This is a genomic window from Heliorestis acidaminivorans, from assembly GCF_008933955.1.
Lineage (GTDB): Bacteria > Bacillota > Desulfitobacteriia > Heliobacteriales > Heliobacteriaceae > Heliorestis > Heliorestis acidaminivorans.
This window is the reverse complement of sequence record NZ_WBXO01000013.1, coordinates 62740-78411: the sequence shown is the minus strand read 5'-3', so window position 1 is coordinate 78411 and position 15672 is coordinate 62740. Positions and strand designations below refer to the sequence as shown.

General features: G+C 43.8%; 15 protein-coding genes. All 15 read right to left on the bottom strand.

Features of this window, described 5'->3' with window-relative positions; genetic code table 11:
• Positions 1-273 precede the first annotated feature (273 nt).
• The gene (locus tag F9B85_RS13190; protein WP_170270536.1) at positions 274-1593 is read right to left on the bottom strand and encodes an O-antigen ligase family protein; all 1320 of its coding nucleotides are present in this window, start codon (positions 1591-1593) and stop codon (positions 274-276) included.
• Between the two features lie 104 nt (positions 1594-1697).
• A complete protein-coding gene (locus F9B85_RS14955; protein ID WP_279237794.1) occupies positions 1698-2075 on the bottom strand; it encodes a type II secretion system protein in 378 nt (125 codons plus the stop codon).
• A 122-nt stretch (positions 2076-2197) separates the two neighbouring features.
• Complete coding sequence (locus F9B85_RS13180; protein ID WP_151621690.1) at positions 2198-3517, bottom strand: energy transducer TonB; 1320 nt, start codon at positions 3515-3517, stop codon at positions 2198-2200.
• Positions 3514-4095 (bottom strand): hypothetical protein, encoded by a 582-nt coding sequence (locus tag F9B85_RS13175; protein WP_151621689.1) that lies wholly within the window; start codon positions 4093-4095, stop codon positions 3514-3516. The genes F9B85_RS13180 and F9B85_RS13175 overlap by 4 nt, the downstream gene beginning before the upstream one ends.
• A gap of 83 nt (positions 4096-4178) precedes the next feature.
• Positions 4179-4712 carry a type IV pilus inner membrane component PilO gene (locus tag F9B85_RS13170; RefSeq protein WP_151621688.1) on the bottom strand — a complete coding sequence of 178 codons (534 nt, stop codon included), beginning with the start codon at positions 4710-4712 and terminating at the stop codon, positions 4179-4181.
• Positions 4712-5311: a PilN domain-containing protein gene (locus tag F9B85_RS13165; RefSeq protein WP_151621687.1), complete on the bottom strand. Its 600-nt coding sequence runs from the start codon at positions 5309-5311 to the stop codon at positions 4712-4714. Before F9B85_RS13165 ends, F9B85_RS13170 begins: the two co-directional genes overlap by 1 nt.
• A gap of 3 nt (positions 5312-5314) precedes the next feature.
• Entirely contained in the window at positions 5315-6412 is a 1098-nt protein-coding gene (pilM, locus tag F9B85_RS13160) for a type IV pilus assembly protein PilM (RefSeq protein WP_151621686.1), read from the bottom strand.
• Positions 6413-6430: 18 nt separating this feature from the next.
• Entirely contained in the window at positions 6431-7150 is a 720-nt protein-coding gene (locus F9B85_RS13155) for a sigma-70 family RNA polymerase sigma factor (protein ID WP_151621685.1), read from the bottom strand.
• 3 nt (positions 7151-7153) lie between these two features.
• Positions 7154-8362 carry a type II secretion system F family protein gene (locus F9B85_RS13150; protein ID WP_151621684.1) on the bottom strand — a complete coding sequence of 403 codons (1209 nt, stop codon included), beginning with the start codon at positions 8360-8362 and terminating at the stop codon, positions 7154-7156.
• A gap of 157 nt (positions 8363-8519) precedes the next feature.
• The gene (locus F9B85_RS13145; protein ID WP_151621683.1) at positions 8520-9605 is read right to left on the bottom strand and encodes a type IV pilus twitching motility protein PilT; all 1086 of its coding nucleotides are present in this window, start codon (positions 9603-9605) and stop codon (positions 8520-8522) included.
• Entirely contained in the window at positions 9605-11287 is a 1683-nt protein-coding gene (locus tag F9B85_RS13140; protein ID WP_151621682.1) for a GspE/PulE family protein, read from the bottom strand. The genes F9B85_RS13145 and F9B85_RS13140 overlap by 1 nt, the downstream gene beginning before the upstream one ends.
• 18 nt (positions 11288-11305) lie before the next feature.
• The gene (locus F9B85_RS13135) at positions 11306-12073 is read right to left on the bottom strand and encodes a prepilin peptidase (protein WP_151621681.1); all 768 of its coding nucleotides are present in this window, start codon (positions 12071-12073) and stop codon (positions 11306-11308) included.
• The gene (locus F9B85_RS13130; RefSeq protein ID WP_151621680.1) at positions 12070-13728 is read right to left on the bottom strand and encodes a copper amine oxidase N-terminal domain-containing protein; all 1659 of its coding nucleotides are present in this window, start codon (positions 13726-13728) and stop codon (positions 12070-12072) included. Before F9B85_RS13130 ends, F9B85_RS13135 begins: the two co-directional genes overlap by 4 nt.
• 140 nt (positions 13729-13868) lie before the next feature.
• Complete coding sequence (aroB, locus tag F9B85_RS13125) at positions 13869-14990, bottom strand: 3-dehydroquinate synthase (RefSeq protein ID WP_151621679.1); 1122 nt, start codon at positions 14988-14990, stop codon at positions 13869-13871.
• 6 nt (positions 14991-14996) lie between these two features.
• A complete protein-coding gene (locus tag F9B85_RS13120; protein ID WP_151621678.1) occupies positions 14997-15659 on the bottom strand; it encodes a shikimate kinase in 663 nt (220 codons plus the stop codon).
• Between the last annotated feature and the right edge of the window lie 13 nt (positions 15660-15672).

The window sequence follows — 15672 nt, the reverse complement described above, 5'->3', positions numbered from 1 at the left end:
TAATTGTGTCTGAATTGTGTGAGGGACGTACCCTTTTTCCGGAGGTAGAAAAACCGGAGGGGTTTCTTCCTCCGGTCGAGCACTAAAATTGTCCAGGTGTCATGACCTTGCCTAAAAAAAGCCGGAGGAACTGATGTCCTCCGGCCTGGGTGTTTGGGCTTAAGGTTGTTGAGTTTTCTGAATATTCATAATTGTGTCTGAATTGCACGAGGGACGTACCCTTGCTGGAGGGAGGCTGGCCAGCTAGGCCAGACTTCCTGCAGACGAGCACTATCATTTAGTTTGATCTGGGCTACAGTTACCAATTATCAATTTTTCCGACTCAAACCATAACGCCTCTTCCGGCTTCATTTGATTTCTCAATGACAAGCCAAGTATTATCCAAAACAAAGGCATTACCATAATCACATCTATATTGAAAAAGCCCTGAAGCAAATATGTTGATATCATAGTAAAATACAAAAATCCTAAATCATTTTTCCAAGGGCGTAAGAAAAATGATAAAAAAGCTAAATATGCCGCTAAGGAAAAAAGGCCCATAGTGGCCGCTATCTCTAAATATATGTTGTGAGCTTTGTCGACAATGATGTTTTTATTGGGATTAGGCATTAAAATGCCTTCGTAGATTAAGTGATCTGGCCCAACTCCAAAAGCCCAATTATCTGGAATAATTTTTACAACTTCTTTCCAAATATACATACGGCTTGAGCCTGCTTTATCGTCCAATTGAGCTGCAGAAACGATTTGCTCTGGGACACTTATGAAGCGATTGTAAATATAGCCTTCTTTTGATACAGATAGAATAAAAGTTGTTAATACTAAAGCTACCCCTAGCTGTATTAGAGCCTTTCTTTTTTCAATACTTTTATACTTTATATAAAAAATAAGTACTATTAAATACAAGAAAGCTATCCAAGCGCCTCTTGTCGTAGAAACTAACATACCCGCATAGATTATGGAACTTGATAGTAACCAATAGTATTTCTTAAACTTAAGAAAGAATAATAATGCAGCGGGTAAAATAAAAACAGTATATGTACCTAAAAAGTTAGGATTTCCAAATGTTCCATGACTACGAATAAAACCTTTATAGTTTTCATGTTGTGGAACTAAATCTATTCCATAATATTGAAGAACAGCTAATAAAGATACTACTGTAGCTCCAGATATCAAATACATAAAAATTTTTTCAATACTTTTTGCTTTAGTAGCCAACAAAAACAAAACTGCACATGAAAAGTATGTTATAAGTCCAGTAAAGCGTGTTAAGTAAAAAACTTGTTCACTATCTTTTTTATCTGAAAAATTAATAAAATAAGGTCCCCAGGTACCTATAAAAGCAGTTAATTTATCCTGTGCTAGCAAACTTGAAAGAAATGTAGTTGTCAAAAAAAAACCTAAAAACGTCATTGAAAAATGAAACTTTATATTTTCTTGTACAAGTAAATATAAAGCTACTAAAGCTATAAAGACTAGCATTATAAATCTAGGGGCAGTGTAAAGTCCTGTAGAATTAGGAATTATTAGAAGCGGGTATAGGAATAGTACTATAAAAAAAATTATTAAAAAAACGTCTATTTTTTTGTTCTTCAAGCAACTTCTCCTATACTGCAATAAATTTTTGATTGTTTCAAAAAAAAAGCACATATCTGATCAAGATAATGTGCAAGTAATAAATTATACATTTTTTGTAATAATTAGTTCAATTCACAATCAACAGTAATTGTATATTCAAGGTTAGAACCGCCACCAGTTACCTTTACTGGGAGCGCGCCTGATTCAATTACATAATCCTCTCCCGTACCAGTTGTATTTAAATTTTCTATCTTACCAGCAATATCAGTACCAGTTGGGGTTGCATTTCCTTCAGCTTTTAACATAATACATGCAGATTGAGCTGAACGAGCTGTTGCCTCAAGACCTCTATCTTTAGCTCCCGTTGTACCTTGACCAAACAACAACACCGCAATCGCCACCAACACACCAATAATCGCAACAACAACCATCAATTCCACGAGAGTGAAACCTTTCTGGTTCTTCATTGCTTTCTTAGCTCTTTGAATTGCTTGAAACATATTGTTTCACCTCCTTCATTATTTTTATGGACAGGAGCTCTTATCTCAAGAGCTCCTATTTTTTCTTTTCAATACTCTTTATACCTGCTAATGCAGATTTTAGACAGTGCTGAAAATTTTTTTTACATCTCATCGACTAAATCTTTGATGAGCTGGATCTTGTCTGGTGATTCTTCTACCCATAATACATAGTTAGGGCTTCCTTCCCCACCTATATCACGAGAGATCTGGAAGCTTCCTACTGATACACCGGACATCTGACTTAATAATGTGCGCATGGCGTTTAATGCACTGTGATTGCTTGATGACGTCACTGGCACGCTTACCTTTGGTCTGCTCTGGTCGATGCTACCTAAGGCACTGCGTACTTGTGTTTCTAAGTAGGGGGGACAGACCACAACGATTTCTTTACCAAAGCGGTCGAGGTTGTGCGTGATGATATTAACGTCACCACCGAAGCCGAAAGCTTCGCCGAGCCAGTCTTTGGCATCACCGGCCACAATATGTCTCAATTGATAGGAGAAAGTAATATGTTCTCTTGCCGCTATAGTATCTAGATCAGCCATGACAGCTTGAATCTGCTCCCATAAATCAATTAGTGCTTTGTCGAAGATAAGTACGCTGTTATCAAGTAAGACAAAGTATTGTGTTTGTAAGCCCATACTCCAGAGTAATTCTACTGCTCGCAGTGGTGGTACTTGGGTCATGGTAAGAACGCGATATTCTAGGGTAAACTCTTCATCATTATCTTCGTTCTCAATGCGGTCTACAGCTCGAATTAATTCTCGCACTTTCTGTAATTCTTGCACTGTGCCTTGTACCCAGATAGCGTTGGAGTTACTGTCGATGGTGATTGACTTGGCCGTGATGCCTAGTTGCCCCATCAAAGACTTAACGCGATCACTGCTGATAAAGACGGTATCAAAGCGTGTAAGATACATTTGGTTGAAGAAGCTTTGATGAAGCTTTCCTGAAGTACCAATGATGATGATATTACCTTGTTCAATATAGTGCAGACCTTCTCGTTGTGTGATTAAATTCAGCGCTTGTCGAGCTGATATATTGTCAGCTTTGAAGTCTACTTTCTTGTCGGCATTATCGACTAAGAAGATAGTTGCATTCATCTTAATGGCTAAGGCTGATAGGAGGTCGCGCAGTTCTACTTGACGCATGTCTAGAGATACGATGCCACCATCTGATAGCATGGAAGAGGCAACAGCTGAAGATGTTTCGTAGATTGCACTATTTTCTGTATCGCTTATGTAACCAGCGCTTGAGTAGAAAGATCCATCAGCAAAAGCTGTAGTTGAAAAGCCTGTAAGAGTCATTCCTGCGATCATGGCTTTAGCTACTAGCAGGGCTGTTAGTTTCTTAGCCTTAATCACTTTAGAAGGGTTCTTAGTTAGATTGGTCAGGGAATTTTTCTCTATCGGTTGCTTCATTCTTCACTCCCTCCTTCTGAAGGGCTATTACTAGAGCTTTCTGTAGCTGTACTTTCTGCAGATGTAGCAGTTTCTGAAGTTGTTGTACTTGCTGGAGTGCTTTCTCTACGTCCATCGAATTCTAGGCGTAGTTCTTTGCCGTCTTCAGCAATGAAAAAGACAGCATCTTTGGTTATCTTGTCCACTTTCCAACCACCAGGCAAGGTCTTGCCGGCATTGACTATGTATGTTGCTTTGCCTGCTTCGATGATGGCACTATCTGCGCCACCGCCACCGACGACGATGCCTTTGAGGCGCATAGCACCAGCAAAGGGATCGCGAATGCCTTCTGTTGCTACTGCTGTGACTGTGTCTCCACCTTCAAGGTTGCGAACTGTGATGGGCAGAACTTCCATAGAAGTTGAACCATTTTGCAGATCGGCTATAGATCCATCTTTGCCGCTTTTACCTGTTACTGCAAAAGCGATTAGCGCAACGACAACGAGAAAGCCGGCAATGATACCAATGGCTACTTTGGGATCGATCTCTTTTTGAGCTAATCCTTTTTTGGCAGAGCCACTTGTATTTTTTGCACCCAACCCTTTATCATCCAACCTGTTCACCAACCTTTACTAACTATTCAATATTTCAATTGTTGACTTATCACGACTGCTCTTTCGGGTTACTCCTTGATGTAGAAAGCTTTCGCTGTTATATCAGCTTTCAGTTCAGGAAAGTCGCCCCGTCCTTTGGAAAGCTTGATCTCTTCCACACGAAAAGCTCGTTCAGCCTGGTCAAAACGCTGGAGCAAAGCGATGACATCGTGATAGCGACCTTCATAGGAAAGGGTTAGGGGCATTTCTACGTAACCATCTTTGCTCGCTTCGTTCCCAAAACGCAGGTTGGTCAAGTGAGTTCCTGATTGTCCTGCTGTTGAATGAAGCACCTTGATTATGTCATCTTGTCTCGGTTGAAAAGGCAATCTTCTCTCTAAGTAAGCTAAGTTGTTTTCCATAATGTCTACATTAGCTTTGATAGCTACAAGTTCTTGCAGACGTACTTTGGCTTGATTAAGCTGTTGTTGTTCTTCCCTTACTGCTTCACGAGCTACCTGAAGTTGGCCAAATTGATAATAGAAGAGAAAAGCCGTAAGTAAGAAAAGGACGATAGCGATCAGGGCTAGTACAATTTTGTTCGAGAAAAGGCTCTTGTTCATTAGAGACTCACCTGCCCTTGAGCAGAAGTGCTAGGCTTGGCCATGCCTTCTACTGTTGCCTTAATATCGAACTGAACCATAGTGGAGTTATTGAAAGTACCTTCTTGAACAAACTGAATGGAGAGGTCTTTCATACCTTCTATTGCTATTAGATTTTGAAGCCACTCTGTAACAGCGTTGCTATCATAGGCCCAGCCTTTGATGGTTAGTTCTGCCTTTTTTCCATTTTCTTCTGCTTTGGTAGTAATCTCAGTGAGCCAGAGATCAGGTGGTGCTTGTCGACCGAGTTCACTGATGAGCAGAACCCATTCTGGTGATTTGCCGACAGCTTGGTCATATAACCCTTCGATTTTACGCATCTTGGTGAGCATTTTCTCATAAGGTGCGTATTCTGCTGTCTGCGCTTCTAGGGCTAGTCTCTCTTTCTTCAGGCCTTCAGCTTCCATCTTAGCTAGGGTTGTGACAGTGTATAAAGAGCCAAAAAGAATGAGTAGGACCGCCAAAGCGATAGAGCCTAGGGCCGCATATTGCAGATTCTGCCGTCGTGCCACTTCTTGTGCTTTGAGCTGGGGAGGTAAGAGGTTAATTTTTATTTTCATTTTTTACTCCTCCAATCCCCGCAGGGCCAGTCCTATGGCCGTAGCGAAAGCAGGACCCTCTTTTATAACGTTGACTCCTCCTCCCATAGCCTTGCCTAGCTGAGCCATGGGATTGTGGATTTGTACTTGTGAGCCTAGTTCTTGTTCAAAAGCTTCAGGTAGCTCTGCTAATTGAGCTCCTTCACCTGTTAAGATGACACGGTCGACGCTGTTTAAGTTGTTCTGGAAGAGATAGAAGCTGATTGATGACCGCACCTGTTCTGCTAACTTAGTAGACCATTCTAGACTGTTGTACTTTTCTGCTACTGTTTGTCCTTCTTCAAAGCTATCTAAGGTAACTGCTACTTCTTGATAACTATACTGATCTTGCTGTGCTTCCTCTGCTTGATCAGCTTCTGTGGGCAGATTGATTACTTCTGCTGAAGCTTTAGGCGCTCTCGTATCTAGTGTCGTCAAGTTGTGTGGTATGACACGAGCAAAGCGAGGTACTTCGTTGAGCATTAGGAGCAAGGTAGTCATGCCGCTAGCTATGTTGACCATTACTACGTTGCCTTGAAGTTGCTCTTTTTTGAGCGTTTTCATAGTAGCTAGTGGTAAGACATCGATAACTTGTGGTTTCAGGGAGGCTTCTAAGATAGGCCAAAGGTTCTTGTCTAGCATGTCGTTGCGTGCGCCAATAAGCAGTAGCTCTAGTTCTGGGCCTTTTTCTCCTTCTACTTCACTTAATACAGCAAAGTCTAGCACCATTTCGTTCATGGGGATGGGAAAAAGGTCTTCTGACTGAAAGCGCACCATCTTCTCTAACTTGTTCTCCGGTACTTTAGGGTATTTGTTCGTTCTTAGTAAGACACCCTGGTTAAAAACACCGTAGACGACGTTACGACTCTTAAAGCCTTGGCTCGTCCAGAGTTCTATCAAAGCCTTCTTCACAGCTTCCCTGTTATGTATAATGCCATCGACAACGGCGTCTTCGGGGAGCTTGATCTGGCCGGCATTGATCAAGCGCGGTGCTTCAACTGAGCCGGCCATTTCTACTGCTCTAATTGTGCCTCGATCGATTTCTAAGCCTACAGTACTTGCAGAGTTAAAAAAGTTGAACAAAGGCCATCAATCCTCCTTTCATGTTAGAACTTTAGAAAGCGAACCTAGGCTTTGTTGGAGTAGTCTTGATACTTTGCGCTGGCTAATACCGAGCACTTGAGCCGCTTCGGTCTGAGTCATGTCACCATAGTAAAGTAGAGCAATAACGCGACGTTGTAAGTCTGTAAGTCTTTCTACGGCGTCTTCTAAAACGATCTTATCTTCAATAGGTAAGCGAAAGTTTTCGTAGCGCATACTGCGAATCTGCGATGTATCGATCTGATCGAGTGATACCCAACCGGCGCGTAGTGCTTGCACAACCCCTTCTTCACGCACGTTCAGTTGTTCGGCTATCTCTCTGTGCGTAGGAGCTACTCCTGTTGTCTTGACGCTTTCTTCGATTACTTTATCAATCCGTTGTTGTAATTCAGCTATCCAGACTGGTCGACAGTAAGATGCTTCTTTGCGAATATAGTGGCGGATCTCGCCCATGATGTAATGACTGGCATAGGTACTGAATTTGACGCCTCGCATAGGATCAAAGCGTTTCATCGCTTTAATCAATCCTTCATAGCCACTTTGTATTAGATCTTCACTTACTTTCTCTGGCCCATAAAGTTTAGCAAAGTGATAGATTAAGTTTCTTGCCGCGTAAACTACTTGTGCGAGGTGCTCTTCATTATTTTCTCGCCAGTACTTTTCTACAGCCTCATCAAGATCAGGCTGTTTTTTCTTTTCTGGTGCTATCGTAGCCTGCATTTTCTAGAAGCCTCCTCCCGTAACGACAGAGAAAATGGGTAGGTAAATTGCAAGTACGAGTGCCCCAATGACGAGACCGATACCAATGAGCAATAATGGTTCTAGCGTAGCGGCTAGACCTTTACTCATCGTTGCTACTTCATCTTCATAAAACTCAGAAACACGAGTAAGCAAGTCGGATAACTGACCACTTTCTTCCCCAATGCGAATCATATCTACGACCATCGGTGGAAAGAATTCACTTTGTTCCAAAGGTTCTGCTATACTCTGTCCTTGTTGAATTTGTTCGCTTGCTCTATTAGCTACATCCTTAATCTGACTACTACCAGAAGCAGGTCCTGCCGCATCAAGAGCTTGCAAGACGGGAATACCGCCAGCAAGTAAGGTAGATAAGGTGCGACAAAAACGAGCAATCGTTGCTTTTCTAAGTAAGATTCCTATGGCTGGTAAACTAAACTTGAATCGATCCCAGGTGTTCTTCCCGCTTTCACTGTTGACAAAAGCGCGTGTAGCAAAAAACATAGCTCCCAAAGCAATAATATAAAGATACCAATAAGTGCGAATAGATTGGCTTAGGAAGGTTACTATTTTCGTTACTATGGGCAGTTCCGTTCCTTCGGGATAGAAGCCTTCAAATACAGGGATTAAGAAAACTAGTATGGCTACGATGAGGACAAAAGCAAAGCCTAGGACTACGGCGGGATAAAAGGTGGCAGACTTGAGGCTGTCTTTGAGCTTCTTTTCTTGTTCTAACTGCGTGGCAAGTCGATCGAGCATTTCATCGAGCATACCGCCTACTTCACCAGCTCGAATCATATCAACGTAGATTTTGGGAAAGACGTCAGGATAGTTCTTTAGAGCATCGGAGAAACTCATACCACTTTCTACGTTACGAGCTACTTCACCTAAGACTTTGGAGAATTGGGGATTCTCGGACTGACTGCTTAAGGCAAAGAGAGCTCTTGTAACAGGAATACCTGCTTGTAACATAGCGCCAAGCTGTCTGTTAAATAGGAGTAGTTCACCTGTTTTGACGCTTTGTTTGAATTGAAAGAGGTTCTTAAAAGGTGATTCTTTGATCTCTTCTAGTTCTGTTACTAGATAACCCATACCCTTTAAGCGACTGACGGCAGAATCTTCGTTGTCTGCTTCTACTTTGCCGTTAACAACTGCTCCTGATTTGTCGAAAGCTTCATAATTGTAAAAAGGCATTCTTTTTTCACCTCCTTTCTTAAAGTCCTAGCTGTAATTAAGTGCTTGCTATTACTTATGGGCTATTATTGATCTGCTCTTACCTATCTGTTCTTACTTGTCTGTTCTTACTTGTCTGCTCTTACTTATCTGCCTTACTCTCTTACCTAACTGTTATTTAGAACATGCTTGATTTGCGCAGGGCTCGTTCTAGTTCTACTTTGTCTACACAGAATTCTAAGGCTGTATCTCGATCGATGATTCCTTTGGCAAAAAGTTCTGCTAAGGATTGATCCATTGTTACCATACCTAAGTTGCGGTTGGTCTGAATGGCTGAGTAGAGTTGGTGCTCTTTTCCTTCTCGAATTAAGTTGCGTATAGCTGGTGTACAGATCAGGATTTCTAATGCGGCTACACGGCCTTTGCCGTCTGCTCTTGGAACGAGCTGTTGGGCGATAACGCCTTGTAGAGAGCCTGCTACTTGCTGAGCAATCTGGTTACGCATGTGGCTTGGGAAGATGTCGATAATCCGGTTGACAGCAAGGGTGGCTGTCTGCGTATGCAAAGTGGAGAAAACAAGGTGACCTGTCTCTGCGGCCGTGATGCCAATCTGGGTACTTTCTAAGTCTCGCATCTCACCGACTAAGATGACATCAGGATCGTGGCGCAGGACATGACGCAGGGCGTTGGCAAAAGATTTGGTGTCTGTTTCTACTTCCCTTTGCTTGATGATCGATTGTTTGTGGTTATGCAAAAATTCAATAGGGTTTTCGATAGTTACTATGTTCTGGCGGCTATTAGTGTTAATGAGGTCGATGATGGAAGCTAGTGTTGTTGATTTGCCGCTTCCTGTTGGTCCTGTGACGAGCACTAAACCGCGAGGTAGTTCTGCTAAGGTCCTCACGACTGGAGGTAGACCGAGCTTTTCTATGGATGGTATATCTATAGCTACACTTCGAAAGTTAGCGGCGATAGTGCCTCGTTGCCACATAATGTTGCCACGAAAGCGGCTTACGCCTGGCACAGAGTGTGAAAAATCAAGTTCTAAATCTTCGTTGAGCTTTTGTTTTTGTTCTGGCGTAAGAATGCTGTAGATGAGTTCGTCAATGATTTTTGGTTTTAGTAAGGGAAATTCATCTAAAGTTATGAGATCGCCAAAAACACGTATGACTGGCGGTTTTCCTACTGTTAGGTGTAAGTCTGATCCATTCCTTTTAACCATGGTGGTTAGAATATCTTTTACACTGAAGTTTAGGTCGCTCATCACAAAATCACCCTTAAAATTTCTTCAATCGATGTGATCCCTTGCTTGACTTTGTAGAAGCCATCTTCGCGCATGGGGATCATTCCGTTTTCGATAGCCGCTCTTTTTAGGTCTGCTGTAGAGCGCCTTTCTAAGATGAGACGCTGTATGTTTTCGTCTACGAAGAGAAGTTCATATATACCCAAACGACCGCGGTAGCCTGTGTTGGCACAGCGCATACACTTGCCTGCTTTGAAGAGGGCTATAGTCTCTTCGCCTGGCTCAAGGGGAAAGCCAGCTATTTTTTGTGCTTCTTGGCGCGATAATTCGTAAGGAATCTTACAACTAGTACATAAGACGCGGGCCAGTCGCTGAGCCATGACGCAAGCTAGTGAGGAAGCGGTGAGAAAAGGTTCGATCTCCATGTCACCTAAGCGACTGATAGCGCCTGCGGCATCGTTAGTGTGCAAAGTAGAGAAAACAAGGTGGCCTGTTAAGGCTGATTCAACAGCGATGCGGGCTGTTTCTTTGTCTCGTATCTCACCGATCATGATGATGTCGGGGTCGTTACGGAGGATGGAGCGTAGGCCAGAAGCAAAGGTTAGGCCTGCTCTGTTGTTGATCTGGATCTGGTTCATGCCTTCTAAGCGATATTCCACAGGATCTTCGACGGTAATTACATTTTTGCGAACTCGATCGACTGTCGATAAGCTCGCGTAGAGAGTTGTACTTTTACCACTGCCTGTAGGGCCTGTGACGAGGATAAAGCCGTAGGGAAGTTTGATGGCTTCTTTGTATCTGCTTAGTAATTCAGGGGCTACGCCTAGTTCTTCTAAGGTAATAATAGCGCCTGAGCGGTCTAGGAGACGCAAGGTGAGACGTTCGCCGTAGCTAGTAGGCAAGGAAGCAACACGTATGTCAATGCTTCTTCCTTCAATTTTCAAGGACATACGTCCATCTTGAGGAATCTGTCTGTTGGCAATGTCCATGTTGGACATTACTTTGATCCTTGAAACTAAGGCGGCATGCAGTTTCCTAGGGGGGCTCATCATGTCATGGAGAACTCCGTCTAAGCGAAAGCGAACACGCATGCTTTTCTCGTATGGTTCGATGTGCACGTCACTAGCTTTGGAAGAGACAGCTTGAGAAAGAATCAGCTTGGCTAGTTGTACAGCTGGTTTGTCTGATTCTTCTGTTCCTGCTGTGATAATTTCTGGGGTTTTGTCATCTTCTTTGTCTTCTTCGAAGTCTGTTCCTGTGCGCCCATAGCGTTCGATAGCTTGATCGAGTTCGCTGTCTAAGGCCGCTACAGGGGTGATGTCGTAGCCCGTAAGAATGCGTAAGTCGTCAATAGTCAGGATGTCAGAGGGATACTTCATGACGACTATGAGTTTGTTGTTCTCAAAGGCGATTGGTAAGGCTTTGTATCGCTTCGATGCTTCTGGTGTAATCAGCGTCAAAGCATTGTTGTCTATTAAGTAGTCTTCTAAGGTGACAAAAGGTATGTTAGAGCGCGCGGCAACAGCTCTGGCTATATCTACTTCTGTGCAGTAGCCTAGGTCGATGAGGGTTTGACCAAGCAAGCCTTTTTTGCCTGGCGTTGTGTCTTGCAGTTCTAAGGCCGTAGCTAATTGTTCTTCTGTGATGACCTTGGCATTTATAAGCCAAGTGCCCAGAAAGTTTCTTGATTTGTCTAGTTTCATAGGGCCGCACCTCTTTTTTTACCAGTAGAAAGATTTGTACAAGTTCAACAACTGAGGACCCCAGAAGATGACGATTACAGCGGCTAAGGCGAGGTAAGGGCCAAAAGGTATGGCTTCTTTCATTGTTTTACCTTTGCGCAGGACAATGGCTATGCCAGCGATAGCTCCAATAAAAAAGGAAAGAAAAAGGATCAACAAGATCTGAGGCCAACCGAGATAGAGCCCCAGAACGGCGGCAAGCTTGATATCGCCGCCACCCATGCCACCTTTTGATAAGATAGCGATCAGCAGTAAGATTCCTCCGCCAACTAAAGCGCCGATTAGTCCTGTTGTAAAAGTATGCAGTGATTGTAATAAGGTGAGGGGAATGCCTGCTATGAATGCTGTTAACATCAACTTATCGGGGATGATCATAAAGTCTAGATCGATATATACAACAGCGATAAGCACGGAGAGGAGGAACATGTAAGCTACTGCTGTTATGGTAGGGCCAAAGGCTAGATAGATTAAAAGGTAGCTGAGGCCGTTAAGTAGTTCAATGAGAGGGTAGCGGATGGAGAAGCTTTCTTCGCAATAACGACAACGGCCTTTTAAGAGGATATAGCTGATTAGCGGAATCAAGTCATTCCACTTCAGTTCTGTCTCACAAGAACCACAAGCGGAGGGCGGCGTGACGACAGATTTTTCTCGTGGCAGGCGATAGATGACGACGTTGAGAAAACTGCCGATGACAGTACCAATGATAAAAGTGACGATTAGAAAGAACCAGTCTAGTTCGTTTGTCATTTTTCTTCAGTAGTTATGTATACTGTTTTGGTTTCTCCTTCCCAAGCCAGGTTCATCGCTAAGGCTTGGCTGAGGAATTGAAGGGGTACGTAGGTTGTGCCATTGATAGCGCGGAAGGGTAAGGCTAGTTCTATTGTTTCTTCGCCTACTTTTACTTTTCGTTCTTGCAGTTTCCATTGAATAGTTTTATCTTCTTTTTCTATGGTTAGGGTACGGTTTTCTGGCTTATAGGTTACGTTGTTGGCTACTTCTTCGGCTATTTCTAGCAATGTAGTAAGCGGTATGAGCAGGCGTTCTTGACGGATGACAGGTTCTTGTTCAAGACTGATTCTGCTGTCGTTGAGGATGATCTTGATCTCATCTTCTGGAGCGATAAAAGTTTCTAGTTCATTGTTGTCTTGCAACGATATATGTTGAATGCGGGCTAGATAGACTTGTGCATTGTCATAGTTATGTTGGTTCCAGCCAATATGTTCCGCCCAAGTGCCAGCGATGAGGTAGCCATTCTGGCCGTCATACTGTATGGCGAAGCTTTCATCGAATTTGGCGTTGCTTAGTTTTTTGCTCCACTTTGTCTCGCCCTTGTTGTCTAGCTTGAGGAGGTAGAAGTCCCAGTTGCCTCTTGCGGCTTCTGCCCAACCGGCGATCAGGTAGCCACCATCGGGAGTCTGTCGAACATGCTTGGCCATGTCTTTGCCATTTTGTCCGTAGACTACTTCCCATTCTTTGTGGCCTTGTGGATCTGTTTTGATGATGTAGGAGTCATAGCTCCCATTGCTCTGTGATGATGTTTTGCCGACTATGATATAACCGCCATCATCGGTTTCTTCGATGTTGTAGGCTCTTTCCCAGCCTTTGTCGCCAAAGGTGCGCGTCCAGAGGCTTTTACCGTCTTGGTCTGTTTTGATTAGGTAGATGTCATAGCCGCCTGCGCCGAAGGAGAAGGTCTCTCCGAGCAGTATATAAGTTCCATCAGAACTTTGGCGTATGGCTACGCCACGGTCATTTTCCTTGCCGCCAAAGTTTTTCTCCCATTGCCGTTGACCGTCTTGATTAGTTTTGACGAGGTATACATCACCTTGAGTTGATCCCATGGATTTGGTTTCGCCTATGATGATAAAGCCACCGTCTTCTGTTTGTAGCACTTGTGCTCCCTGGTCATCGCCTGTGCCACCAATGGCTCTATCCCAGACTTTTTGGCCTTTTTCGTTGATTTTGAGCAGGTAGACTTTCGTGTCTGGTCGACTGTCGTTGCTGGGTTTGGAATAGGTTGTGCCAACGATGATATATGCGCCGTCGTCTGTTTCGTCTATGTATGTGCCCCAGTCTATGGCAGTACCGCCATGGGCTCTTTTCCATTTTTCGAGCCCTTTGGCGTCAGTTCTTACTACGTATACGTCTTTGTCTCCGTCTCCACCGTAGCGGTAGTCTGTGTAAGTTTCTCCGACAAGGATGTAACCACCGTCACGAGTACGTAAGACGTTATAGCCTCGGTCTTCTTGCCGCTCTCCGTAGGTATCTTCCCAGTCCAGCTTAAGTACTTCTAGTGAAGTTGCACTTGCTGAGGTCTGCGCCATAGGTAGTAAGAGCAGTCCTGCAGTTATTAGGGCTGTTCCGCATAACTGGGGTAGTTTGTAAGGGGATTTTTTTTTCATTTTTAATGTTGTCCTCCTCTTGCTCCTTTGGTTCTTCTGGATTGCAGAGGGTTAATAGAAGGCTGGTATGGTATCATTAGTAACATTGGTATTATTTGCGTTAAGCTCTATTCCATATATTTGATGTGCTTTTTATACTTTTATGAATCTTTTTGCAATTCTTCAACTACTTCTAGGGCTGATTCCAAGGGAATTGTATTGACAATCTGAGCTGAGCCAATTCTTTCTGGTAGGATAAAGATGACGTTGCCGGCTTTTACTTTTTTGTCTAGGGCAAAGACCATTTGCCACTTTTCTCGTGGGAAGAGGGGGAATTGGGTAGGCAGGTTAGCTTTTTCTAAAAGCTTAGTGAGCCTTTCTCTAATCTCTGGTGTTAGGTTGTTTACTTTCTCAGCTAGTCGACAGGCGGCTATCATGCCGATGGCTACGGCTTCACCATGACGGTAGGTCTGATAGTTAGTTAGAGTTTCGATAGCATGGCCGTAGGTATGGCCTAAGTTCAAGATGGCGCGAATGCCGTGTTCTTCTTCGTCGGCTGAGACGACGGCCGCTTTGACACGACAGCAGGCGGCGATAACGTGACTTAGTTCGATCGGTTTGAGCTTTAAGATGTTGTCGATGTTATCTTCTAGATAGGAAAAGAGGTTACTGTCGCCGAGCATGGCTGTTTTGATTACTTCGGCAAAGCCGGCGTTGATCTCTCGCTCTGGCAAGGTTTCTAGCGTTTTGGTGTCGATCAAAACTGCTTGGGGCTGGTAGAATGCTCCGATGAGGTTTTTGCCGCGCAGGTGGTTAACGGCTACTTTGCCTCCTACACTAGAATCAACTTGAGCCAAAAGGGTTGTGGGAACTTGAACAAAGCCTATTCCTCGCATATAAGTTGCGGCTAGTAGTCCTGCCATGTCGCCAACTATTCCTCCACCAAGTGCAACGACGACGGAGGAACGTTCTAAGTTACCTTCTACGGCGGCGTCGTAGAGGGCGCTTAAGATTTCTAGGTTTTTGTGTTGTTCTCCATCAGGGATGGTAACGACCTGCACTTCTTGGGCCGTCTTTTCCATGCTGAGTTGGAGGGTGTGACCGTGTAGGTCGTAGACTTCGTTGTTGGTGACGAGGAGTATTTTCTTTCCTCTTATTACACTTTCTAAGATCTGGTGGGCTTGGGTAAGTATGTCATGTCCAATGTAGATAGGATAACTGCGTTCATCGAGTTGAACCTCTACTTGGGCTTGAATGTTTTTGGTTGGGCTTTTCTCAGTCATTTCGCCTTACGCCTCCCCTATTGAGCCTTTTCTTCTACAGTTTCTACGTTGGCTCAGGTGATGCAGGATGAGTGATCGGTGATTTCTTCTTGATTCTTCTTTCTCTAGTCGCTTGGGTAATGAATTCATCTCTGCGAGCCAACTTTCTCCTTCTTCTTGCTCCCGCTGGTGCAAGATCTGGGCTATCTCTTCTACGACTTGGACGAGGGTTTTCTCCGATGTGTCAATGCGGTAGTCGGCGCATTGATAGTATGGTTCTCGTTGGGCCATCATTTCGGCGATGACTTGGGCATCCATTTCTTTGCGGATTAGGGGTCTATGGGTGCGGCGGCTGATGCGTTGCCAGATGATTTCGGGACGCGCTGATAGTTCGATGATGATTCCTGTAGAGCGCAAAGCTGTTACGTTCTCTTGCCTTAAGACGATGCCGCCACCTGTGGAGATTACTTTCTTAGTCTTCTCCGAAACTTTGCGGGCCATTACGGTTTCTTCTGATCGAAAGCGTTGTTCTCCGTGGTTGTCAAAAATTTGCGTTATTGTTAGTCCTGTTACTCTTTCTATTTCTCGGTCTGTATCAATAAATTCATAGGCGATTTTGTGGGCGAGGATTTTTCCGACTGTTGATTTGCCTGTGCCCATAAAGCCGATGAGTACGATGTTTTTCTTCACTTCCCTTGCCTTC

What these genes read in the sequence shown, in the direction of transcription:
- F9B85_RS14955 (WP_279237794.1), bottom strand. Translation starts at nt 2,075, where the DNA reads ATGTTTCAAGCAATTCAAAGAGCTAAGAAAGCAATGAAGAACCAGAAA.
- F9B85_RS13180 (WP_151621690.1), bottom strand. Translation starts at nt 3,517, where the DNA reads ATGAAGCAACCGATAGAGAAAAATTCCCTGACCAATCTAACTAAGAAC.
- F9B85_RS13170 (WP_151621688.1), bottom strand. Translation starts at nt 4,712, where the DNA reads ATGAACAAGAGCCTTTTCTCGAACAAAATTGTACTAGCCCTGATCGCT.
- F9B85_RS13165 (WP_151621687.1), bottom strand. Translation starts at nt 5,311, where the DNA reads ATGAAAATAAAAATTAACCTCTTACCTCCCCAGCTCAAAGCACAAGAA.
- F9B85_RS13155 (WP_151621685.1), bottom strand. Translation starts at nt 7,150, where the DNA reads ATGCAGGCTACGATAGCACCAGAAAAGAAAAAACAGCCTGATCTTGAT.
- F9B85_RS13150 (WP_151621684.1), bottom strand. Translation starts at nt 8,362, where the DNA reads ATGCCTTTTTACAATTATGAAGCTTTCGACAAATCAGGAGCAGTTGTT.
- F9B85_RS13145 (WP_151621683.1), bottom strand. Translation starts at nt 9,605, where the DNA reads ATGAGCGACCTAAACTTCAGTGTAAAAGATATTCTAACCACCATGGTT.
- F9B85_RS13140 (WP_151621682.1), bottom strand. Translation starts at nt 11,287, where the DNA reads ATGAAACTAGACAAATCAAGAAACTTTCTGGGCACTTGGCTTATAAAT.
- F9B85_RS13135 (WP_151621681.1), bottom strand. Translation starts at nt 12,073, where the DNA reads ATGACAAACGAACTAGACTGGTTCTTTCTAATCGTCACTTTTATCATT.
- F9B85_RS13130 (WP_151621680.1), bottom strand. Translation starts at nt 13,728, where the DNA reads ATGAAAAAAAAATCCCCTTACAAACTACCCCAGTTATGCGGAACAGCC.
- aroB (WP_151621679.1), bottom strand. Translation starts at nt 14,990, where the DNA reads ATGACTGAGAAAAGCCCAACCAAAAACATTCAAGCCCAAGTAGAGGTT.